Annotated in this window: 19 protein-coding genes; 4 read left to right on the top strand and 15 right to left on the bottom strand. The window is 66.2% G+C overall.

The genetic code is table 11. The annotated features are described in order from the left end of the window. Window positions 1-44 precede the first annotated feature (44 nt). Genes IEX13_RS00620 through IEX13_RS00610 form a run of 3 tightly spaced genes read right to left on the bottom strand, consistent with a single transcriptional unit; the run spans window position 45 to window position 1,811 of the window. Complete coding sequence (locus IEX13_RS00620; protein ID WP_188659931.1) at window positions 45-425, bottom strand: GtrA family protein; 381 nt, start codon at window positions 423-425, stop codon at window positions 45-47. A 7-nt stretch (window positions 426-432) separates the two neighbouring features. Then, window positions 433-1,068, bottom strand: a complete 636-nt coding sequence (locus tag IEX13_RS00615) for a CoA transferase subunit B (RefSeq protein WP_188659928.1) — start codon at window positions 1,066-1,068, stop codon at window positions 433-435. Beyond that, entirely contained in the window at window positions 1,068-1,811 is a 744-nt protein-coding gene (locus IEX13_RS00610) for a CoA transferase subunit A (RefSeq protein ID WP_188662920.1), read from the bottom strand. The genes IEX13_RS00615 and IEX13_RS00610 overlap by 1 nt, the downstream gene beginning before the upstream one ends. A gap of 197 nt (window positions 1,812-2,008) precedes the next feature. Here IEX13_RS00610 and wecB point away from each other — a divergent pair, with 197 nt between their 5' ends. Genes wecB through IEX13_RS00590 form a run of 4 tightly spaced genes read left to right on the top strand, consistent with a single transcriptional unit; the run spans window position 2,009 to window position 5,614 of the window. Next, window positions 2,009-3,118, top strand: a complete 1,110-nt coding sequence (gene wecB / locus IEX13_RS00605) for a non-hydrolyzing UDP-N-acetylglucosamine 2-epimerase (protein WP_188659925.1) — start codon at window positions 2,009-2,011, stop codon at window positions 3,116-3,118. After that, on the top strand, window positions 3,115-4,035 hold the full coding sequence (locus IEX13_RS00600; RefSeq protein ID WP_188659922.1) for a glycosyltransferase family 2 protein: 921 nt from the start codon (window positions 3,115-3,117) through the stop codon (window positions 4,033-4,035). Before wecB ends, IEX13_RS00600 begins: the two co-directional genes overlap by 4 nt. 2 nt (window positions 4,036-4,037) lie before the next feature. Beyond that, a complete protein-coding gene (locus IEX13_RS00595; protein ID WP_188659920.1) occupies window positions 4,038-4,271 on the top strand; it encodes a hypothetical protein in 234 nt (77 codons plus the stop codon). A gap of 2 nt (window positions 4,272-4,273) precedes the next feature. Next, the gene (locus tag IEX13_RS00590) at window positions 4,274-5,614 is read left to right on the top strand and encodes a DUF6395 domain-containing protein (RefSeq protein ID WP_188659917.1); all 1,341 of its coding nucleotides are present in this window, start codon (window positions 4,274-4,276) and stop codon (window positions 5,612-5,614) included. A gap of 25 nt (window positions 5,615-5,639) precedes the next feature. On the opposite strand, the gene IEX13_RS00585 is transcribed toward IEX13_RS00590, so the two are convergent. The 12 genes from IEX13_RS00585 to IEX13_RS00530 form a co-directional block, all read right to left on the bottom strand. Beyond that, window positions 5,640-6,083, bottom strand: coding sequence for a hypothetical protein (locus IEX13_RS00585; RefSeq protein WP_188659914.1), 444 nt, complete (start codon window positions 6,081-6,083; stop codon window positions 5,640-5,642). A 327-nt stretch (window positions 6,084-6,410) separates the two neighbouring features. Continuing rightward, a complete protein-coding gene (locus IEX13_RS00580; RefSeq protein ID WP_188659911.1) occupies window positions 6,411-6,956 on the bottom strand; it encodes a hypothetical protein in 546 nt (181 codons plus the stop codon). A 134-nt stretch (window positions 6,957-7,090) separates the two neighbouring features. Then, a complete protein-coding gene (locus IEX13_RS00575) occupies window positions 7,091-7,717 on the bottom strand; it encodes a hypothetical protein (RefSeq protein WP_188659909.1) in 627 nt (208 codons plus the stop codon). 132 nt (window positions 7,718-7,849) lie between these two features. Further along, complete coding sequence (locus tag IEX13_RS00570; RefSeq protein ID WP_188659906.1) at window positions 7,850-8,395, bottom strand: hypothetical protein; 546 nt, start codon at window positions 8,393-8,395, stop codon at window positions 7,850-7,852. A 159-nt stretch (window positions 8,396-8,554) separates the two neighbouring features. Next, on the bottom strand, window positions 8,555-10,573 hold the full coding sequence (locus IEX13_RS00565) for an acyltransferase family protein (RefSeq protein ID WP_188659903.1): 2,019 nt from the start codon (window positions 10,571-10,573) through the stop codon (window positions 8,555-8,557). Window positions 10,574-10,642: 69 nt separating this feature from the next. Further along, entirely contained in the window at window positions 10,643-11,128 is a 486-nt protein-coding gene (locus IEX13_RS00560) for a hypothetical protein (RefSeq protein WP_188659901.1), read from the bottom strand. A gap of 201 nt (window positions 11,129-11,329) precedes the next feature. After that, window positions 11,330-12,610 carry a nucleotide sugar dehydrogenase gene (locus IEX13_RS00555; protein ID WP_188659899.1) on the bottom strand — a complete coding sequence of 427 codons (1,281 nt, stop codon included), beginning with the start codon at window positions 12,608-12,610 and terminating at the stop codon, window positions 11,330-11,332. Between the two features lie 59 nt (window positions 12,611-12,669). Further along, on the bottom strand, window positions 12,670-15,210 hold the full coding sequence (locus IEX13_RS00550; RefSeq protein WP_188659897.1) for a glycosyltransferase family 2 protein: 2,541 nt from the start codon (window positions 15,208-15,210) through the stop codon (window positions 12,670-12,672). 1 nt (window position 15,211) lies between these two features. Further along, a complete protein-coding gene (locus IEX13_RS00545; RefSeq protein ID WP_188659895.1) occupies window positions 15,212-16,876 on the bottom strand; it encodes a class I SAM-dependent methyltransferase in 1,665 nt (554 codons plus the stop codon). Further along, on the bottom strand, window positions 16,873-20,487 hold the full coding sequence (locus IEX13_RS00540; RefSeq protein WP_188659893.1) for a glycosyltransferase family protein: 3,615 nt from the start codon (window positions 20,485-20,487) through the stop codon (window positions 16,873-16,875). Before IEX13_RS00540 ends, IEX13_RS00545 begins: the two co-directional genes overlap by 4 nt. After that, window positions 20,484-21,872: a glycosyltransferase gene (locus IEX13_RS00535; RefSeq protein WP_188659891.1), complete on the bottom strand. Its 1,389-nt coding sequence runs from the start codon at window positions 21,870-21,872 to the stop codon at window positions 20,484-20,486. The genes IEX13_RS00540 and IEX13_RS00535 overlap by 4 nt, the downstream gene beginning before the upstream one ends. A 2-nt stretch (window positions 21,873-21,874) precedes the next feature. Beyond that, entirely contained in the window at window positions 21,875-22,684 is an 810-nt protein-coding gene (locus IEX13_RS00530) for an ABC transporter ATP-binding protein (RefSeq protein ID WP_188659888.1), read from the bottom strand. Window position 22,685 lies beyond the last annotated feature (1 nt).

Below are 22,685 nucleotides of genomic sequence, written 5' to 3'. Positions count from 1 at the left end.
CCCGAATTTACCGGGCGTGCCCACGGCGGGCCAGTAGGAACCACCTAGCGGTAGATCCAGTACTTCGCCGCCAGGAAACCCAGCGCGGCCAGCACGGCGTCCACCAGCGGCTTGCCCAGCCAGGCAGCCTGCAGGCTGTGCGCCTGGTCCAGGCCCATCACGGCCAGGGTGCTCAGGGCGGTCATGGCCAGCCAGAACAGCACGAAGCGCAGCAGCCGCCGCCGGCCCAGCCGCGGGGCCTCGCCGGGGCGGGCGAAGGTGAAGCGGCCATTGGCCCAGAAGCCGAGGCTGGCGCCCGCGACCCGGCCCACCAGGTTGGCCGGCAGCACCGCAACGCCCAGCGCCGTCAGGGCAACGAAGCAGGCCCAGTCCAGCAGCAGCTGCAGGCCGCCGACAAGGCCGAAGCCGACGACCTGGCGGATCATCGGGGGCTCAGGCCGCCGCGCGGAAACCGACGCCGGTCTTGCTGCGCAGCTCGTCCTCGGTCACGCCCGGGGCGCTTTCCACCAGCACCAGGCCGTCGGCGGTGACGTCCATGACGGCCAGGTCGGTGATGATGCGGTCCACCACGCCGACGCCGGTCAATGGCAGCGTGCACTGGGGCAGGATCTTCGGCTCGCCGGTCTTGGTGCAGTGTTCCATCAGCACCACCACGCGTTTGACGCCGGCCACCAGGTCCATGGCGCCGCCCATGCCCTTGACCATCTTGCCCGGCACCATCCAGTTGGCCAGGTCGCCCTGGTCGGTGACTTCCATCGCGCCCAGGATGGCCAGGTCGATGTGGCCGCCGCGGATCATCGCGAAGCTGTCGTGGCTGCCGAAGTAGCTGGCGCCGGCGCGGGCGGTGACGGTCTGCTTGCCGGCGTTGATCAGGTCGGCGTCCACTTCGTCTTCGGTCGGGAACGGGCCGATGCCCAGCAGGCCGTTTTCCGACTGCAGCCAGACGTCCATGCCGTCGGGGATGTGGTTGGCCACCAGGGTCGGCAGGCCGATGCCCAGGTTCACGTAGGCGCCGTCGCTGAGTTCGGCGGCGGCGCGCTGCGCCATTTGATCGCGGGTCCAGGCCATCAGTTCGCTCCTCGCACGGTGCGCTGTTCGATGCGCTTTTCCGGGGTGGGGTTGTGCACGATGCGGTCGACGTAGATGCCGGGCAGGTGCACGTGGTCGGGGTCGATGTCGCCGATTTCGACGATTTCCTCGACCTCGGCCACGCAAACCTTGCCGGCCATGGCGCAGGCCGGGTTGAAGTTGCGCGCGGTCTTGCGGAAGACGAGGTTGCCCGACGTGTCGGCCTTCCACGCCTTGACCAGGGCCACGTCGGCGGTGAGCGCGGTTTCCAGCACGTAGTGCTTGCCGTCGAATTCGCGGGTTTCCTTGCCCTCGGCCACCACGGTGCCGTAGCCGGTGGCGGTGAAGAAGGCCGGGATGCCGGCGCCGCCGGCGCGCAGGCGTTCGGCCAGCGTGCCCTGCGGGTTGAACTCAAGTTCGAGTTCGCCGGCCAGGAACTGGCGCTCGAACTCCTTGTTCTCGCCCACGTAGGACGAAATCATTCTCTTGATCTGGCGCGTTGCCAGCAGCTGGCCGAGCCCGAAGCCGTCCACGCCGGCGTTGTTGGAGATGACCGTCAGGCCTTTTACGCCGGTGTCGCGCAGCGCGGCGATGAGGGCTTCAGGTATGCCGCAGAGGCCGAAGCCGCCGACGGCGAGGGTCTGGTTGTCGGCGACGAGGTCGGCCAGGGCGCGATTGGCATCCGGGTACAGCTTGCCCGTCTCGCGGGGGCTGGCCGTGGCGCTCGGGGGTTTGGAAGGCATCGGATCGCTCTCGCTGGGATGGGGCAAGCGCCGATTATAGCCGTCGCCGCCCTGCCCCCAAGGCGTACTTTAGGACGGTAACCTCCCGGGCGAGACTCGGATGAGGTTGCCAAGGCACAATCCACGTGTAGTGTCGCGGCCCGCGGGCCCGGCAAGCCTGGAACCGGAACCAATCGATGCCTTCCCCCGCCCCCCCATTGAAGATCGCCCTGATCGCCGGGACCCGCCCCAACTTCGTCAAGGCGGCCCCGCTCCACCAGGTGCTGTCCGCCGATCCGGAACGGTTCTCGCCGGCCATTTGGGTGGTTTCCCAGCACCGGGCCCCGGCGCTGAATGGCGAGGTGCTGGAGGATCTGATGATCCCGGCCACCGCCCTGATGCACATCGCCGTCGACGATGGCCCCATCGGCCAGCGCCTGGGCCAGATGATTGACGCGATCGGCGAGGCACTGAAGGCCGGCCAGCCCGACCTGGTCGTGGTGTTCGGCGACGTGGATACCACCCTTGCCGGCGCGATTGCGGCGAAACGAATGCAGCTACCGCTGGTGCATGTCGAGGCGGGTCTGCGCAGCCACGACCGCGCCATGCCCGAAGAACTCAACCGGCGCATGGTCGACGCCATCGCCGACCTGCTGATGACCACCAGCGAGGACGCCGCAAATACGCTTGTGCGTTGCGAAGGCCAGCCAGCCGGACACGTGCATTTCGTCGGCAACGTAATGATCGACGCGCTGCTACGTACCGTGGACCGCGATCATGGCAGGTCACTTTGCTCCGGCCTGGGCGTGGCCCCCGGGCAATTCGCAATGGCCACCTTCCACCGTCCTTCCAACGTGGACGCGGAACCCGACCTGCTCAGGCTCCTGTCGATGCTCAGCGATGCCACGCGCCGCCTTCCGGTGCTGCTCCCGCTGCATCCCCGGACGCATGCGGCCCTTGTCCGGCACGGACTGGAGGAAGCAGCGCGCTCGATAGAAGGCCTGCACCTGCTGCCCTCGTTGCGCTACCGCGACTTCGTCTCCCTCCTGTCGCTCGCCCGCGTTGCACTCACCGACAGCGGCGGCATCCAGGAGGAGACCAGCGTCCTGGGTGTCCCTTGCCTGACCGTCAGGGAAAACACCGAGCGCCCCGTTACAGTGGACCAAGGCAGCAACCGGCTGGTCGGCCCCGGCGAGGTGGCCGCGGCCCTCGATGCCATCATGGCAGCACCTCCCCCCGAACCTGCGAGAATTCCAGGCTGGGATGGAAATGCTGCCTTGCGCATCGCCGAGGCACTGGCGGCCTGGGCACCGGAGGTACGCCCGTGACGACCGGGACTGCAGCGCTGAACTCGACTAGTCCGGCGGTCGTGCGCTCGCCCCAGTTCGAGCGACCGGCCGGCGAAGGCCTCGCCGCGCCGGCTTGCACGCTTCCGGAAGAGCCGCTGGTCAGCGTGGTGATGACCAGCTTCAATTCCGCACCTTGGCTGCCGGCGGCAGCCCAGTCCGTGCTGGCGCAATCCTGGAGCCGACTCGAACTGGTGCTCGTGGACGACGCCAGCACCGATGACAGTCTGGACATCGCCCTTCGACTGGCCGATGCCGACTCGCGCGTCCGGGTGTTCGCGATGGACCGCAACAGCGGCACCTACGCTGCGAAGAATGCCGGAATGGCGGGCGCGCATGGCGAGGTCATCACCTTCATGGACAGCGACGATGCCATCGACCCCGAACGCATCGCCAGGCAGCTGGCTCTCTTGCGCCGCCCAGGACTCGTTGCGACGACATGCAATTACGTCCGGCGTACCGCCGCCGGCGAACTCGTGCTCAATCGCGGGCTGGCGGAGAGGCAGGCGCTGATCAGCCTGATGATAAAGCGCCAGGTCGTGGACGAGGTCGGCTGGTTCGATGCGGTGCGGACGTCCGCGGACGATGAATACTTCGAGCGCATACGCCATAGTTATGGCCGCCAGGCACATGCCAACGTGGCCGAACCGCTGTACGTCGCGCTGCATCGCGAGTCATCCCTGAGTACGAGCAATGCCACCGGCACCCGGATGCAGGCCGAGAATGCAGAGGACTTCCTTTCCGCACCGCGCCGGGCCTACGTCGAGGCGTACCGCGCCTGGTACGCGACGCTGGCTGCCGAAGGACTGCGGCCTTGCATGCCACGCCATGTCGGCCCATTGCGGCCGTTCCCGGTCCACCCGGCGGTTGCCGGCACCCCACACCCCGGCGGAGGTTGAACTTGAACGTCTTCGTGCTTTGCACCGGACGCTGCGGCTCGGTGAGCTTCGCCAGGGCCAGCGCCTACCTGACCAACTACACCGCCGGGCAAGAGAGCCGCGACAAATCCCGGCCAGTGCGCATGAGCATGGAGGATCACGAGTCCGACCTCCCGAAGTTCCGGGACTGGATCGGTGGCGAAGGCGACCTTGATCGCGCCATGAATGAATGGCGCACCCCCCACAACAAGAGCTGAGCATGCGCATCAACTGCCAATGCACTACCGAGGGAGTGACCTTCCGCGCCACCCCCGAACCCGGCGACCCGATACCTGTTCAAGGCGTGACCCTGGGCAGGCAGGAGGCCTTCGTTCGCTGCCCCAATGGCGACGGATTCGGCTCGCCCCATCCAGATTTGCTGGCCTTGGCTGCGCTCCTGGTATTCCGCCCCTGGATCGGCAAGACCGTCGATTTTCCGGACCTGGCCCTGAGCACCGAGTTCATCGAGGCCGTGAAGCAGGGGCAGCGCTTGACGGCACGCGGCGACGTTCGCGCCGGGAGCTCCCCGCCGCGCCGCAAGCCTGACAATGGCCGGCCGGGCCTGGCCTTCAGCGGTGGCGTCGATTCAGTGGCTGCCCTGGAGGTACTGCCGGCCGAAACGGCGCTGTTCTTCATGAGCCGGGTCGCGCCAACTGAAGAGTTCTCCGCCTGGGTCTTTTCCAAGGATGGTCCACACCGGGCCCTCGACGCACTGCGGGCCGAAGGCCGGACCGTCTATTCGATTGAAACCGACCTCGAATTCGTCCGCTCGCCACCCGGGGTGCCGCTGGACTGGTCCAACGGCGTGCCCATGGTCCTGATGGCCGACCGGGAGTCGCTGGATGCGGTCACCTGGGGCCTTATCCTGGAGTCGGCCTACCGCATCGGCCGCGCGGATTTCCAGGACTGGGGCGAACGCCCCGGCTTTACCCGCTGGGCCCTGCTTTTTGCCAGCGTCGGGCTTGACATGTTCCACCCCGTCGCCGGGCTTTCGGAAATCATCACCAGCAAACTGGTGATGTCTTCACCGCACGGCACGATGGCGCAATCGTGCGTCCGCGGTCCCGGAGGCGCTGAATGCGGGGAGTGCCCCAAGTGTTTTCGCAAGATGCTTCTATCGAGCGCGCTTGGAGACCGTGGCTTTGATTTCAGCACCATGGCCCGCTTCTGGCGGTCCAAGCGCGTGCTCAGGACCGTCACCGTATATCCGATCAAACACCAGAACGTGCTGGCGTACTCGCTGCTCAGGCACGACTTCGAAGACGCCGGGCTACTGGCGATTCAGCGCATGATCCTGGCCTCGCACCCTTCGTTCGATCTCTACCAGAGGCATTACGCGCCGGCACTGGAGCTTGTTCCGGAGAAGTATCGCACTGGCGTGGCGGAACGGATCGGCGCATATGCGGCGCCAATGTCGGCACGCGAAGAAATTGAACTGCGCGCGTGGAGCATGCCCAACATCGACGACGACGCCGACATCCTGGCATTGCACCAGGACTGCGTCCGCATCCTGCGCAGATCCCACGAGGCCTCGTTGGCGCAGGCACAGGCCGGCGCCTGAACCCCGGGGACGCCGGTGGAAGCACTCAGCCGCCGACGCCGCCCCTCGGGAACTGGTCGGCCGGGATGGTGTCCGGCGCTACCCGGCCAGTCGAAAGCAGGCCTTGGGAATCGCGGGTAACGACGAAGACGTGGACGTCGTAGCTACCATCCGGGCGACGCACCGGCAGGGTGCGCCCGACTTCGAACTCGGGATCCATCATCAACACGAGCTGTGACGCGAAATCGTCCACGTCAAGCAGGTGGGCGAAGCGGTACGATGCCCGGCAGACTGATCGCCGGCACTGAACGTCGGACCCCAGGATCTTGCCGCGGGCCCAGGCAAAAGTCTCTTCCTCGAGCACGAGCTGATCCAGCCCCTGCTCCTTCTCGCGCGACCATTGGCCGCCATCGGGCTGCATGGCCACCATCGTGCTCAGGTCCGCCAGCTCGCTGCCGGAAAACTCCTGGAGCAACTGCCCGGCGGTCATGCCGGACGCCGCCGGTACGTTTGCAACGGCCTGTCGGTCCGAGGATACCGCTGCGCCGCCCCGTGGCAGCCCACTGGCTTGGGCAACTGGCTCGTGCACCACCGGACCAGGAGCCGCGTGGCTCCTGACCAGCTCGGCGCCGCCAAGGACCAGAGCGGCTCCGATCGCTGCGGCAGCGAGCAAGGGCATTATCAATGGACGATCCCGGGAAACGGCTTGCACTGCAAACTCCTCGTATCTGGCGGTTCTGCGTGGCACGGCGTACTACCCACGGCATGGCAGGGCGCGGCCCTGCCGTGCCGGGGCAGTTGCCGTGGTCAGGACGGATTAAAGGATCGGATCCGGCTTGTCCGTCTCGGCGTTTTCGTTCTGCCATACGCGGGTCAGCGTCGCGCTGGGCGGGAGCTTGCAGTACAGCGTGATGGGCGGCGAAGGCTGGCCGATCTGGGCGACGCCGTCGTTGTCCAGGAACAGGTTGGCCGTCCAGATTTCCCCGCTGTACTGGTAGAGATTCGCACTGTCCACCTTGGTCGTACCCGTCAGGTTCGAGCCCATGAAGAGCTTGCAGTTGGGCACTTCCCCGCCAGGGTTGTGCATGATCACGTTCACCTGGCCATTGTTGTCGGGCGTCCAGGTGCCGAACTCGTCGACGTCCACGGAAATGCTGCACACCACGTACTCGTCGGTATCGCGGATGTTGGTGACGCCGGCGGGGCGATAGGCCAGGTCCGTCTGGTCGGTGGTGCTGCGGTAGGGCTGGCAGCTCATCGCGCTGTTGACCTTTCGGTCATCCGCGGCTTCAGTGGCCGCCGGGAAGGCAATGGCGGCCGCGAGGGCCAGAAGGGTCGTGCCCTGAATGATGGAAAAGTTCATGTCGCTATCCTCGTTGAGTGCGGGGGGCCATGACTCCGGTTGAGTCCGGTGGCAGGCACTAGAGGAATCGACAAAGGATGGTGGCGAGTGCCACCTGGCGGGAAATTTCTCCTGAACGCCTATGCGGCGGGGCTTCAGCCCCCGGCGCCGCCCCTCCGGACATCGCTGGTGGAAATGGTTTCCGGCGGGGCCCTGCCCGTCGAAAGCAGCTCGCGCGCATCCGGGGTGACAACGAAGACATGAACTTCATGGCTCCCATCCTCCCGACGGACGGGGATGGTTCGCCCGCCAGTGAACTCCGAGTCCATCATCAGCAGGAGCTGGGCTGCGAAGTCATCGGCATCGAGCAGGCTGGCGAAGCGGTAGCTTGCGCGGCAGGCCGCCTGCCGGCACTGGACGTCCGAATCGAGGATCTTGGCGCGGGCCCATGCGAAGGTCTCTTCCTCGAGCACGAGGCGGTCGAGCGACTGTTCCTTGCCGCGCGACCATTGGCCGGCATCCGGCTGCATATCAAGACGGACACCAAGATCGGCCAATTCACTCCGGGCAAACTCTTCGGTTGCCTGCGCGGCCGTGAGGCCGGGGGGCGCCTGGACTTCGGCCCTGGCGACGGCCTTCATTGATTCCGGGGCCGGCGGCACTTCGAGGTCTGCCACGGCAGCTTCCGGGACACTGGCCGCCTGACCTTCCTGGCGATCAAGAAACTCCATGCCACCGAAAACGATGGCTCCTCCAATCGCAGCTGCAGCGAGCAGGGGCATTATCAGCGGACGATCCTGGCTGCTTGGTTGCACGTCTGGCTCCTGGAACGCAATAAGGTGGGGGGCCGGATTCAGCATCGGGCCACGGCATGGAACTGCCGTGGCCCTGGCTGCCGCAATCGATCGGATGGTTTACATCACCGGATCAGGATTGTCGGTTTCAGCATTCTCATTCTGCCAGACGCGAGTCAGCGTCACGCCGGGCGGGAGCTTGCAGTACAGGGTGATCGGCGGATCGGGCTGTCCGGTCTGGGCAACACCGGTGTTGTCCAGGAACAGGTTCGCGGTCCACAAGGTACCGCTGTACTGGTAGAGATCCGCGCTGACCACGTTGGTGGTGCCGGTCAGGTTGGAACCCATGAACAGCTTGCAGTTCGGCACCGCCTCGGTGTTGTTGTACATCACCACGTTCACCTGGCCGTTGTTGTCGGGCGTCCAGGTACCGAACTCGTCGACATCCACGGAAATGCTGCACACCACGTACTCGTCGGTATCGCGGATGTTGGTGACGCCGGCGGGGCGGTAGGCCAGGTCGGTCTGGTTGGTGGTGGAACGGTAGGGCTGGCAGCTCATGGCGCTGTTGACCTTTCGGTCACTCGCCGCGTCAACGGCCGCCGGGAAGGCGATGGCGGCCGTGAGCGCCAATAGGGCGGTGCCCTGGACAATGGAAAGATTCATCTTTTTCGATCCTCGGTTGAGGTGCGTCCTGCACGTTTCTGGCCATTGCACGCCGGAGGCTCCGGTAGCTGGCACTAGCTAAGTACGCGAAACGGCGGCCGGCACGGCCATTGGGCAGGGTTTGGCCGCGGTCAACTTTCGAGGCGGCTTCCTGAATCTTCAGTCAGGTTCGGCATGGTCGGCCAGCACCGCGTCCAGCCTGCTCTCCAGCTCCGGCGCCAGCGACCGGGCGAAGGTGGCGGTCAGGTGGTGCGAATCCCGCCAGACCAGCAAACCCCCGATTACCGGCGGACAGGTCGTGCCGGGACAGATCGCCGGGTTCATGTCGACCCGGGCCATGGCCGGCACCCTCACCGCGGCGGCGTCCAGGGGATCGGGGCGCGCCAGGAGGGGGCGCGCATTGCGGCTGCAGCCAGCCTGGGTGGCACCCTGGCGGCTCATGCATTCAGCCACGTCGATACCCAGGCGGGGCGTATCCCGGATGGCCACCACCCGTATGCCTGCCTCCACCAGCGGGCGAACCGCATCGGCAATGCCGGCGGCAAGCGCGTCGAAGTTGTCCGAGGGGTCGCTGACACCTTCGACGAGATAGGTAGTCGACAGTGAAAGCAGCACGAGGTCGGGCTTGGTCGCCAACAGGTCCCGGGTGACGTTCCGGCTCCACTCGCGGCAGGACTCGTAGACGGGCCCGCCGCGCGCCTTCAGGACGACCGCTTCCGAGAACGCGCAAGCGGACTTGGTGTGGCTGCTCAGCCGCCAGCCCTTCGACTTCGCAATGACCTGCAGCGCCGGCACCCATTGCACGGCGTGGGAGTCGCCGACGATCATCACGTGCATGTCGCCATCGGGATTCTCGATCGCACAGGGAATCGGTTCCGGGCTCATCTGGTCGACGTGGCAACCCAAGGCATACACCACCGGGTTGTCGCTTCTTGCGCCGGCCGGCGATGGCGTGATGGCAAGCGCTCCTTCCGAAGCATCCGACGCCGCGCGTTCACCCGCCCTCGCCAGGTACTGCGCGTTGACGAACGCGCCGGATCCCAGCACGAGGCCGATGCAACCGCCTGCAAATGCGAAAGGCATCCAGCGACGGCTGCTTGCGAACCCCGGCACACGGAAGCGATCTTCCACGAGGAACTTGGTCTGGTGCGCCAGCGCCGTGGAAACCACCAGCACGACCACGCCGTCGATCAGCGTGACGTCTCGTTGCGAGATCTGCTGGTAGAAGACGATGACCGGCCAGTGCCAAAGGTAGAGCGAGTATGAAATGTCACCCAGGTACTGGAACGGACCGGAATTGAGCAAGCGCAGCGGAGACCAGGACATGTGCGACTGGCCGGCCATGATCACGAGTGCTGCTCCGACGGTCGGCAACAGCGCGTGGTATCCCGGGAACGGCGTACCGTGTCCGAACGTAAAGGCAGCCAGGACGATCGCGACCAGGCCGGCCACGCCCAACAAGGTGGCCTTGCCCGCACCCAGGCTGGTCCGCGCGAACTGGACGGCCACGAAACCACCCAGCGCCAGCTCCCAAACGCGGGTCGTGGTGGCGAAGTAGGCCAGGCCGGGGTTCCGCGGGGTCAGGTAGATCGAATACGCAAGCGACAAGAGTCCGATCGGCACCAGCAAGCCGATGAAGACACGCCTGGGTCCGGCTGATCTCCAGCCTGAGAACACGGCCGCCACCGCGAACAGCAGCGGCCAGATGATGTAGTACTGTTCTTCGACCGACAGCGACCAGAAGTGCGTTACCGGGCTTGGCGGCGAATCGGCGGCCAGGTAGTCCACGGAGAGCCCGGCCAGCCACCAGTTCTCGACATAAAGCGCACTGGCGGCGATCTCGTAGGCGGTTTCCTGCCACCGCACCATCGGCAGGAGCGATATGCACGTGGCCACTGCCATCAGAACGACAGTCGCCGCCGGCAGCAGTCGTTTTATGCGCTTGGCATAAAAGCCCGTGATCGAGATCCGCCCGCGCTCCTGCACCTCGCGCAAAAGCAGTCCGGTGATCAGGAATCCGGAGATGACGAAAAACACGTCGACGCCGACGTAGCCGCCCGGCAGGGCGGAAGGCCAGACATGGAAGACCAGCACGAGGGCCACCGCCACCGCACGCAGGCCCTGGATCTCAGGGCGGAATCCACCCCCGGAATGTCCGCCGTGTTTCGGGCTCGTCATTGATTTCTCATGGTCGAAGTGTCCCTGGGCCCGGGCAGGCGCCGCCCGGACCCAGCCTGCGTTGCCAGGTTACTGAACGGAAGTGCGCAGGTAGATCGAGGACGTCGCGTTGCTCATCTGGAGATCCGGTCCCGCAGCCCGGTCGCGAATCAGGAATCGGATCGACTCCATGCCTTCCCGGTTGAGCATGCCGCGGATACCGTCACCATCTTCACGACGCCCTTCGGCCACATAGCCCTGGCTGGCCATGAAGGCCATCATCACCTGCTCGGCGCCGGCGGCATCCTGGCCAAGGACCTCAATGAAGACGCGGCGCTCGTCCCCACCCTCGCCGTCCGGTCGTTCACGGTCGTAGCGCAGCCACGCCCGCTCGCCCACGGTGATCGCCTCGATGGCGCGATCCAGCACTTCATGGGCGGTGGCGGGCTCGGCGGCCGGAGCCTCGGGCACGGGCGGGACGTCTTGCGCCGAAACGGCCGGCTGTTCGACGGGCACGTCGGCGCCGCAGCCGGCCAGCAGGACAATGGAAAACAGGAACACGAAGGCAACGCGCATGGGGGGATCTCCTTGGAAGTAGCCGAATATCGGATGCGTGGGGAATCCACGGGCCAGGACAGGCCGTTGTTCACTCATCGGACCCGGTCTTGGCAGGGGCACCGGACCCAATGGTAACCAGATACACCTGGGAGCGCCGGTCGGGATCCGGGACCGCCAGGCCCACCCCTGCATTCCGGACCGGGGCGGTTGCCCGGCCGATCAGAGGCGATAGACGTTCCCGGCCGGAGGAACGGTCCCCTTCACGTCGAAAACTATGCCGCCCGGCTTGAGCAGGGACTGGATGTCCAACGTGGCTTCGGACCCGATGAACTGCTTGTGTGCAACGGCCAGGATGACTGCATCGTAGCTGCCGGCCACGGGGACCCCGGACAGGCCGACGTCATATTCATGCCGCGCCTGTTCCGGATCCACCCACGGATCGTAGACGTCGATGCTGGCGTTGGTTTCCTTGAGCTCCTCGAGCACGTCCACCACCTTGGTGTTGCGCACGTCGGGGCAGTTTTCCTTGAACGCCAGGCCCAGCACCAGGATGCGGGAACCGACGATGTTCAGTCCATTCTTGGCCATCAGGCGCAGGACGCGGTCGGCAACGTGCGGGCCCATTTCGTCGTTGATCCGGCGCGCGGCAAGGATAAGCTCCGGGTTGTAGCCGAGCATCGTTGCCTTGTGGGCCAGATAGTAAGGATCAACGCCGATGCAATGGCCACCCACCAGCCCAGGTACGAACTTCATGAAGTTCCACTTGGTGCCTGCAGCGGCGAGCACCTCGTGCGTGTCGATGCCGATTCGATGGAATATCCGGGCCAGTTCGTTCATCAGCGCGATATTGACGTCGCGCTGGGTGTTCTCGATCACCTTGGCGGCCTCGGCGACCCGGATGGAGCTGGCCTTGTGCGTGCCGGCAAGGATGATGGTCTTGTAGAGCTGGTCGACGAACTCGGCAGCCTCCGGGGTCGAACCGGACGTAACCTTCGTGATCTTGGTGACCGTGCGCTCCTTGTCACCAGGATTGATTCGTTCCGGGCTGTAGCCGCAGGTGAAGTCCTTGTTGAATTTCAGGCCGGAAACCTTTTCCAGCACCGGCACGCAAACCTCTTCGGTAACACCGGGATAGACGGTGGATTCGTAAATCACCACATCACCCTGCTTGAGCACCTGGCCAATGCTGGCGCTGGACTTGAGCAGCGGATCGAAGTCCGGGCGTCGGGCCGTGTCGATCGGCGTGGGTACGGTGATGACGTAGACGTTGCAGCCCCTCAGGTCTTCGACGTTGTCGGTGTAGCTGAGCCGGCTCGCGGCCATGAGCTCATCGGACGAGGTTTCCAGCGTACGGTCGACGCCGGCGCGAAGCTCCTTGATCCGCTCGGCACTGATGTCGAATCCGATCACGTCGGATTGGCGGCCAAACGCAACCGCCAGGGGCAGTCCGACGTAGCCGAGTCCAACGATGGCGATTCGCGCGTCTTTGACAGTTAGCATCTGGTCTTTTCCTGAGTCCGGCCGTAGCCGTATTGGGTACAAAAGGGGGCGGGATTATATCAGTAGGTGGAAGCGAACCCGGAAAGGGCTTTGGCGAAGCCCGCTTCCATTTCCTGGGCGCGCAGCCACTCCTGGCTTCGACGCCTCTGGGCCGCCTGTAGTCCCGGATCGTCATGGATCCGCCTCACAACGTCCGGCACGGCATCTGGATCGCAGTAGACGGCCGCGTCGCCGAAATGACCGCCCCAATCCGGCGGCAGCAAGGTGATGCAGCCTGATGCCATGGCCCGGCGGATGTCCCAGGCTTCATCCTGGGTGGGCTTTCCGGTGTGGTGGTGGGAGAAAAAATCGCAGCTGGCAAGGAACAGGTCGGGCGAAACCGTGTTGTTGGTCAGCACCCGCCAGTTGGCCGGCAGCTTCCTGCCCAGCAGCCGGCCCGCCCGTGGCATCGAATGGTCGTCGAGGAACCGCACCTGCAGTTCGGTATCGGCACCCAGCGCCCTTGCGCGGGCCTGGCGACCCGCAGGCAGGCCACCACCCGCACGTTTGGCGATGAAGCGGCCCAGAATGGGCGCCCGCCCGGAAACCGGCGATCGCGGCGTATGCCACAGGTCCGTCACCACCACCCTCGGCCAGGTTCGCGCCGCCACGAGCCGGGCACATAGCTCCGATTCAAGCAGCCGCCTGGCCGCCGCATTGGTCGCCACCCAGCGGGGATCGGCGCTGAAACAGCGGAAGCATCCCGAGGCGACGTCGTGGGGCTCGTAGTGGATCCGTCCGTCCGGCCCGCGGGCACCGTGGCCGGCAACCACCAGGGCGCGCGCCACCTTCAGGCCCGATGGTCGCCCCGGCGGGAACTGCAGCAGCGTCGGATCCCGCAGCACCAGCAAGCCGACGGCCGCCGGGTCGGTATACAGCACCTCGTCGACGCAGCCCTGGGACAGCAGGCGCTCCACGTCAGGATCCAGGGGCTCTACTTCCCTGCGCGTGGAATTCCGGTAGGACTCCATGTGCAAAAGCGCGACCCGGAGTCCGGCCCGGGCAGCGGCCTGAGCCTCTTCAACGATGCTTCGATCGGGTCGCGCCGTTGCCCTCAGGTCGGCCGCCAACACCAGGTCATAGGCCTGCCTGCGCATCGCTTCCTCGCCTTGCTGTTCGACGAGAAAGCGGGCGGGCTTGCGGAAGACCTGGGTTTCCTGCACGAAGGGGCGGTACAGCCCGCCTGGCTGGTCCTTTGCCGCCTGGTGCCAGGCTTCGTAACTGCGCCGGAACATGGTCCGGGAAGGGTGGCGCCATCCCGGCTTGAACTCCTCGCGCGACAAGCTGCCGGGGCTGAGCCGGATCATTGCAAGTGGCTCGGCCAGGTTGCGGTGGGATTCGGGTCCGAAAGCATGCAGCATGCGCAGGGTGTATTCGGTATCGGCGCCCTTGCGCGAGGCTTCATAGAACCCGATGCGGTCGCGAACCCGCGCCAGATCGAACAGGAGCGATGAGGCATTGTCACGAATGGCCGAGGTGCCCAGCAGGTTGAAGACCAGGTTTTCGTCGCACCGGTAGGCCATGCTCGAAGTGGAGACCAACGCGGCGTCGGACTCCAGGGCACGCACCTGCCGCTCAATCCGTTCAGGGTGCGCCCAGTCGTCGGAATCCTGCACGGTGAAGTACTTGCCCGTGGCTTCCAGGATGCCGCGGTTGCGGGCCACGTAGGTGCCGCCATTGCGGGGCTGTCGGATCACTTTCACCCGCGGGTCCATGGCGGCCGCCTGCTCGAGCAGCGGCAGGTACTCGTCCGGAGAACAGTCGTCGATGACCAGCACCTCCAGGTTCTTCCATGTCTGCGAGATGATCGACCGGATTGCAGTGATCAGCCCCTGGTCCGGGCTCCAGCTGGTCACGACAACGGTGACCCGGGCGCCGTCGGTCACTGCGGTCGTCGGCCTGGCCGACAACCGGTCGAAAGCAGGCAGCGTGGCGAGTCCCTGCTCGAGCTCGAGCGGGGCCACTCCCATGCCGACGTAGGATTGGTTCAGTTGTTCCAGCCAGGTCTTCGCGTCGCCGAAAGGCGAGGAAATGTGCGGATTGAGAAGGTCGGTCTGCAACATCAACCGGTCGAGCTCGGGCATTCTGAGCTCGGCGAGGTTGCGCCGCACCAGCTGCCAGTCCCGCATCTGGAACGCCAAGTCGCAGTAGAGGCGGATGTGCTGGGCCTGCAGGGCCTTGATGCCATGCACCTGCACGAAGAGCTTGAAGAAGTCGAGTGCGATCGGCCTGTCGTCCGGGAACAGTGACTGCAATGCGACGATCCGCGCCAAGCGCAGCGCCGGCCGGGGGTCGAGCGAAGCCACCATTTCCAGGCACGCGGGAAGCCGTTCGGGGTACCTGGCACCGATGATCTGGTCGCGGATCTGCGCCCAGCGCAGGCGCCCTCCGGAGGCCATCGCGGCAAACAGTTCGCGTCCGTCCAGCGAACCGGTGCGCAGCACGGTCGCGTCGATCTGCCTGGGATCACCGCGTTCGGCGAAATAGTCCAGGTAGTCCGCCAGCACCCCGCCGGCTTGATCTTTACCGTCGGTCCCGGTTTGGATCGGCAGGGAACTCACTTCACTTGCCCCGGTACTCGATGGCAATCGTGCGGGCGCCGATCTTCATCGGCTCGCCCAGCCCGCTGAATTGCTCGCGCCAGCGGGCGATGGTCTGCTTTTCATCGGGGCGGTCGGCGTCATCGACGATGATCAGTGCATGGTCGGAAAGTTTGTTGACAAGCATCGGAACCGCCGGATATCGGGCCAGCGGGCCCGTCGACTTCGGTGGGCCGTCGACCAGCAGCAAGTCGATGCCCTTGCGGATGCCGGACAACGCCGACTTTGCGTACCAAGGGTAAGCCGACCCGTCCAGGGAGACCTCCTCGAGGGGCGCCAGCCTCAGGTCGACGATCGACTCCAGGCCGTGGAGCGCGATCTGCTCGACGCCCGCATCGTAGTACTGCTGAAGGTGTTCGAGGGAAATCATCTTCGCGTGGCCCGGCAACTGTTCCAGCGCATAAGCCAGCCAGATCGTGGATAGCCCGCTGCCGCACTCCAGAACCTGCCTGGGTTTCCGGCGAAGGATTTCCTCGGCCACCGCCAGGATGGAAGAGGGCTCCATGGAATAGCCGGTCTGCGCCGGAAGCGCCTGGCGGGGCTTGAGCAGGTGCGGCAGGCCCAGCATCGCAGAGACCTCCACCACTGTTTCGTTCTTGAGCCAGCGCACGTTGCGCTTCACGACGGCATCGGCCAGCTTTTCGTCCGGCACCTTGCCGATGGCCGAAAGGGCCTCGTCAAGGCGTTCGCCGAGCCCGTCAAGGCGCGTCCTGGCGTCCTTGCGGTTGACCACGACTTCGGCATTGACCTGGCGCGACACGTCGTCCACCAGCTGCAGCATCTGCTCCTTGAATGCTTCCTGCAGGCGGTCGCCGACGCCGTCGATGCGCGCCCTGGCGTCTTTTCGATTGACGACGACTTCCGCGTTGACCTGGCGCGCAACATCGTCCACCACCTTCTGCAGCTGGTCCTTGAAGGGGTGACCGCCCAGCAGTTCGCCCAGCGAATCCATGCGCTGCTCAAGGGTCCTGCTGACACCGCGCAGTCGCTTGGCCAATTGTTCGTCCCAATCCAGCAGGGCCTTGGCAACGAACTCGCGGCTTTCCGCCGCTTGCTGCGCCGCGACCTGCTCGATTGCCTCACGCATTGAAGAGGCCAGCGTCGCCAGCGCCTCCAACTGGTTCCGGGCCATTGCCGCTTGCTGGCTGCCGGCCGCCTCGAGGGTCGCCATGCTGGCCTGCATCTCGCGCACCTGCTGCTCGTGCTGGCTTACCAGCCTGGCGGTGATGTCCCGATAGGAGCGAAGCGTCAGCTCGCTTCCGTCGACGACCAGCTGGCGCAGCGTTTCCTGGGCATGGGCATTCGCCTTGATCTGCTCCCTGATGGAGGACACGGCTTCGGCCAATTGCCTCAGCTCGCGCTGACCCTCAGCGGCAAGCTGCGCCTGTGCTTCCTGCCACTGCCTGGCCTGACCCAGGTCGAAGCGGGTCGCCGCGCCCAGTTCCATGCCAACCTCGGCACGCTGGCGAACGGACCAGACCAGGCCAGCACCCAGTGCCAGCCAGGCCCCGAGCCCCAGCGCCGACAGCTCTGGCCGGCCGGCCCAAATGCCCCACGCGAGGAAGCCGACGCCTGCACCCGCGAGGGTGGTGGCCAGCAGCCAGCGCAGCGAATTCATGTTCTTCATGCTTGCTCCTTTTTGCAGGGCAGACCAAGCCAGTCCAATTCCCTGTCAACAATCAAACGAATGTCACTCTGGCGTCTCACGCGCAACGCGGCCGCACGAGACAGGGCCTGGAACCGGTCGGGGTCCGCAGCCAGGGACAGCAGCGCGCCAGCCAGGGCTTCAACGTCTTCGGCCGGCACGAGCACCCCACAATCCTCGTCGACGAACTCGGGCACCGCGCCAGCGGCGGTGGTCACCGGAACCAGGCCAGAAGCCATGGCCTCGTCGCGGCTTACGCCCTGGGTATCCCCTCGCGTTGGCACGAGGAAAATTCCGGCTTCGCGGTGAAGCTCCGCGATCTCGGGCTGCCTCAGGAACCTGCGTTCGATCCGCACGTTGGAAAACTGTTCCAGGCCAGCGAAGTTCTCCTCGAACAGCGCACCGTCTCCCACCAGATGGAACTGGAAGGCAGGGAAGTCGGGGTGTTGGGCCATGCGCCGGATGGTGGCCGCGACCAGGTCATTGGCGTAGATGCGGTAGCCATGCGGCCTGATCGAAAGGACCCGAAGCCGCTGGGCGTCGGGCTTGGGTTCGAATCGGTACAGCGCGGTGTCGATCGGGTTGTGGATCACTGTCCAGCGTGAATCGGGCAGGCGGATGCCCAGGTCCTGCCAGCACTGTTCGGCGAAGGTGCGTGAGACGAAGGCCAGGTGCAAGCCTTGGGGAGGGCTGGCCAGCAAGCCGCGCCAGAACGCCATGCGCTGCTCGCTCGCTTCCTTCGCCGCCTCGCGCTCGGCGTCATCGATGTAATTGCACGAGCGGCGGGTCCAGGGCTGGATCTCCGCCCCGTGCAGCCAAACCACGGTGCGCGTGTCCCCGGCAGCCTGCTCGATGCCCTGCCAGATTTCAGCGTCCAGGAAGTGCACTGCCACGGCCGCATGGCCGGACACCCCGAGCGTTGCCGCCAGCACCGCCGGTGGACAGACGTGCACCAGGACCCCGTCGAAGAGGTAGCTTCGCTGGGCGAACCGGCTGGTGACCCACACGACATCGACGTCGACGCCACGCCTGCGGTACTCGAGCACGCGCCGGTGGACGAACGCATTCCGATAAAGTTCGCCGTCCTGCGGGTAACCGTTGCACACCAGCAGCAACCGGCCCTCCCCCGGCAGCAACAGGGGTCGTGCAGGCATTGCGCCGAGCCAGATGCCGTCGACGTTCGCGACGAAGCGACCCCGCACCGTCGCGGCGATTCGATACGCCACCGTTCCGTCGATGTGGGGGGCGCGAACCGGGGAACCGTGGCGCAGGGTGAAGCGACGCAACACGCGCCCGTCCGCATCGAGCGCGTCCAGGTAGATATCGAGCTGCGCGCAGGCCGGTGCTTGAAGGCAGGCCCGCAGTTCTCCATTGCGCTCGACGGCGTCGACTGCAACGGGGGCGCTGAAGATGGCATCCTCCAGGCCCTCCGGAAGCAGCGAGCAGATCTCAAGTCGTCCGTCGCTGGCGCTGGCGGACGTTCGCGCCGGCATGACGCCGAGATTGAACAGGCGCGCGATCTGACCACCACACAGGCTGTCGGCCCCGGCCGCCGCCGGATCGGCGTCGGCCGGCATGCCTGCCAGGAGCTGCTCAAAGGCGACCAGTGAAACACCTTCGGCCAGGGCCGGCCCATCCGTGTCCGCCGCTCCCTCCAGGCCGACGCCCTCGCCATAGGAAAGGGCATCCAGCGCCACGAGTCCCTCCCCGCGCAGCAATCCCTGGTCGGCAGCGTCAATCAGTTCCTGCAGCGATCCCGCCCAACGCGACCGGCGCAGCAGGCAGCGGCGGATGGCCAGGCATTCCACGCGGCGGTATTCCCGACCCTGCCCGCGCAGGACCCGCTCCCCATCGTGTTGTTGCAGCCATTCCGCCTTTCCCAGCGCGTCACCCTGGTCGAAGGACCGGGCCAGCGCCAGGTCTTCAAGGTAATGCGGACCGTAGTGGTCGTCGGGATGCAGGACCGCGAGCCAGTCGCCGTCGGCCGGGTTCGCCTGCGCCAGGCCGCAGGCACCGTCGGGAAGCGCGAGCCCCGGACCAAGGTCGAGCACCAGTGTCGCCTTCACGCCGCGCTGGCGGCCGAATGCGGCAGCAACGCGCTCGAGTTCGTCGGCAGTGGTCGCCCGTGCCAGCACCCACAAGGCACCGTGCCCCGAGGCCGGAACGCAACCCAGGGCTGCCTGGGTTATCGCGCCGAGGCGATGGACCCAGCAGTGCTCCTTGAGCACCTTGCGCAGGGCAGCCAGGCGGCGCTGGCGAAACCGGAGCGCATCCGGATCACGGAGCTCCAGGTAGGCCTGGGCCAGTATGTCCTGCGGGTCATCCGAGCTTACGGTCAGATCCCCGAACAGTTGCCGCAGCGCCAGCGACCGGTTGCCATAAACCGAGGTATTGCAGCCGATGAGCTCAAGGACCCGCCGCGCGAACATCGTTGGCGAGTCCTTGACGGTGTTGAGGTTGACGCCGATCCGGTAGCGTCGGAACAGCGCCGGCGTCTGCGCATACGGTACCGACGGCCTCAGGCTGGCGGCGAATCGTGCCGGGAACCGCTGGTGCGGTTCGCTCGCACCGTGGTTGCGGTCGTGGATGACCAGCGGCCCGGCAAGCGAAAGTGCGTCGGCGACGCGCTCGAAGTCGCGACAACGCTCCGCCATGCGCCCGTACCAGGCGCCGGCGAACATCGAAGCCGCTACACGGCCCTCGTCCTGTACGGGATGGTGCGTGCGGGGCTGCAAGGCGAAGGGCAGCAGGCCGACCCGGTCGTGCCCCAGCGCCAGGCGGTAGCGCGGCACGCATGACGCGTCGGTGGTGAAGACATGATCGAAAAGTCGTGCGGTATCGAGGAAGGCCCCAAAGTGCAGGGGGTCTTCCTTGTTCCAGAACACCGTGGGAATGCCGGCGCGCCGGCAGGACGCGGTGATCGCCCGCAGCGCGGCCGAACCGCGCTCAACCAGGCCCTGCCACTCGCCGTCGGCGCCTAGCCAGGCCGACTCCACGAGCAGCAGGTGGGGCCTGGCCTCCCGCAGCTGCGCCTGCCAGCGGTCAGGGTGCAGCAGGGTCAGCCGGCATTCGGGGGCAAAGCTGCCGATCGAAAAGGGATCCAGGATCGCGGCGACGCGAAGGTCCGCCATGGCCGCCGGCGCGGAAGGCGGCGCGGGGAGCGAGAAAAGCTCACTCGCCTCGGCGGGCGCCGGCCCGCAGACCCGGTCGGGAACGGCACGCAACAGCAGCCCGCCGATCACCGGAGTCCCGGCGCCGGCGGTCGATGAACCAGCCTGGGCGGCTTCAACGCGGGGCCGCCGCAGGCGCCTCCACACGCGTCCAGGAAGCGCCAGGACCGACGACGGCGACCGAACTGAATCGACAAGCAGTGATCCCAGGCGGAATCGCAGGCTGGTGCGAAGCAGCCTGACCTCCGCGCCCGAAGCGGCCAGCGCTTCCCGCGCCTGCGCCAGCTGGCGGCTGCTCGAATCCTCCACCCGATCGCGTGCCTGGACGGCGGCTTCGAGCCTGCGCTTCAGGTCTGCCGCTTCGTTGCGCGCGGCGAGAAGCTGCTGGAGCAATGCAAGTTCGCCGGGGGACTCGATCGTCATCGCGCCCGCCCCGCGGCAAGCTCGGCGACGCGGCCCGCCAGGTGGCGCCAGGTGAAAGGTGCCAGCACCTCCGGTGCTACCCGGGGAGCGGGCAACCGTCCCAACCGGCGTTTGTCATCCAGCCATGATTGAAGCCGTTGCCGCAAGGGTTCGAACGCATCCGGCGAACACACGCCCACCTCGGTATCCCGCAGCAGTCGGGCGGCCGCATCGTCGTCGTGGCCGCCCACGTGCAGGACGGGCACGCCTGCGCCGAGGTATTCATAAAGTTTTCCCGGCACCTGCACCGGATCGTCGTTGGCCAGGTTCACCAGGATGTCGCAGCGACGCTGCAGCAGCAGCGCGCGCCGGTGCGCAAGGAAGCCGAGCAAGCGGACGCTGCCGGGATGCTTGCGGGAGGCCTGCACCAGCTCCGGGGGCACGGCAATGCTGGCCACGTTGAGGCGAGCGCCAGGCACCGCCAGCACGGCATCAAGCAAGTGGCCAACCCGGCGGAAGCTGTAGAAGCTGCCCGTGTAGAGCAGTTCGAGGCGATCGGCATCGAAGTCGTCTCCGGGGTCGCCCTCGCCCGCCTCGTCGAAACTGTCGTCGAAACCCTGGGTCACCAATACACATCGATCCACCGACAGTCCGTGGCGTTCGGAAAGGATGCGACCAGCCGCCAGGCTCGTAACCGTCACGACGTCGGCCTTCTCACAGACGGCCCGTTCCATCCCGTGCGCCCGCTTCAGCCAGCGCCGGGGAGTGTACGGAGCCAACACCGGGTCGCCCAGGTCGGCGATCCAGCGGAATCCACGCTTGCGGGCACGCAGGCCCAGTTCGATCGAATTTGCGGGTTCGTGGGATGTGACCACCGCGTCCGGGTTCACGTCCTTGAGCAGCCGGTCGAGGGACCGGCGGGCCCACGGCATCCATTCGGCGCGTGCATCCGGGAAAAGCCATAGGCCGAGCACGCGCTTTATCGCGTCCGCCAGCTCACCCTTCCAGTTGAGTCCCCTGCCGGAAAACAACAATCGCTCGCGCAGCCTGCCTTTCCAGTTCAGAACAGGGGCAGCGCCTCCCGGGGGCACCGACGACTTGTCGCAGGACTCCGCCAACCCGGCCTGGGCCGGCGCACCGGAGCCTTCGGACGCAAGGGTGCCGGCGGCGATCCGCCGACGTTGCCAGGCCGCGAGCAGCCCCATGAACGGACCGGGAAAGACGCGGTGGATCCGGACGCTGTCGGGCACCTGCGGCAAGCCGCCAGGCCCGTAACCGGGCACGTCGGGTGCCAGCACGTGCACTTGGTGCCCGGCGCGGGCAAGTTCGCGCACCAGGTAGGCCCATCGAAGGGACTGGGGCGACGGAACCGGCGGGAAGTCGTACGCGATCAGCAGCAGGCGCATGCCTAGCCCCCACTCGTACTGGCGCCCGCTTCCGCGCTTTGCCCTGCCTGCATCGCGGAGTGCGCCTTGAGCAGATCTTCGTAGGCCTTGAGTGTCTCCTTGATCGGGCCGGCCTGGACAAGGCGGCCCTGGTCGAGCAGGAGGCCCTTGTTGCACACGTCCTTCATCAGGCCGAAGTTGTGGCTGGCGAGAATGACGATCTTCGCTCCATTGACCCTCGATCGCATGCGATCGCGTGCCTTCTGGATGAATCCCGCATCGCCGGCGCCGATCCACTCGTCCATCACCATGATGTCGTGCTGAACCGCGGTGGCGATGGCGAAGCCCAGGCGCATGCGCTGGCCGGAGCTGAGGGTACGCAGGCGGTGGTTGGATTTGTCGGCAAGTTCGGCGAAGTCCAGCACCGGCTCCACGAGATCGTTCAGCTGTGCAGTCCGCAGCCCCATTGCCATGCCACGCAGGTAGATGTTCTCCCGGACCGTCGCCTCGCCGTTGAAACCGAGCGAAATGTTGAGCAGGGCTTGTTTGCTCCCGACCTCGTCCATCCAGCCGCTGGTGGGGCAATAGGCCCCGGTGAGGACGCGAAGGAGTGTCGATTTGCCGGCACCGTTCCGGCCGACGATTCCGATCCGGTCGCCCTCGTTTGCCTCGAAACTGATGTCATCCAGGACCCGGCGGAATTCCCTTCTCGGCGGATCGAACGCCGCACTGAAAAGGGAAGACAGCCAGGATCGTCCCCCCCGGTCTTCCTGCAGGAACAGCGGCAGGTCAAGCGTGATGTGGTGGGCTGCAAGTCGCGCGGTCGTCTTCATC

Origin of the sequence: Arenimonas soli, from assembly GCF_014643775.1 — a bacterium.
In the GTDB taxonomy this organism is placed as follows: domain Bacteria; phylum Pseudomonadota; class Gammaproteobacteria; order Xanthomonadales; family Xanthomonadaceae; genus Arenimonas; species Arenimonas soli.
The sequence above is the reverse complement of the archived record's forward strand: the minus strand, read 5'-3'. Positions and strand labels throughout refer to the sequence as shown.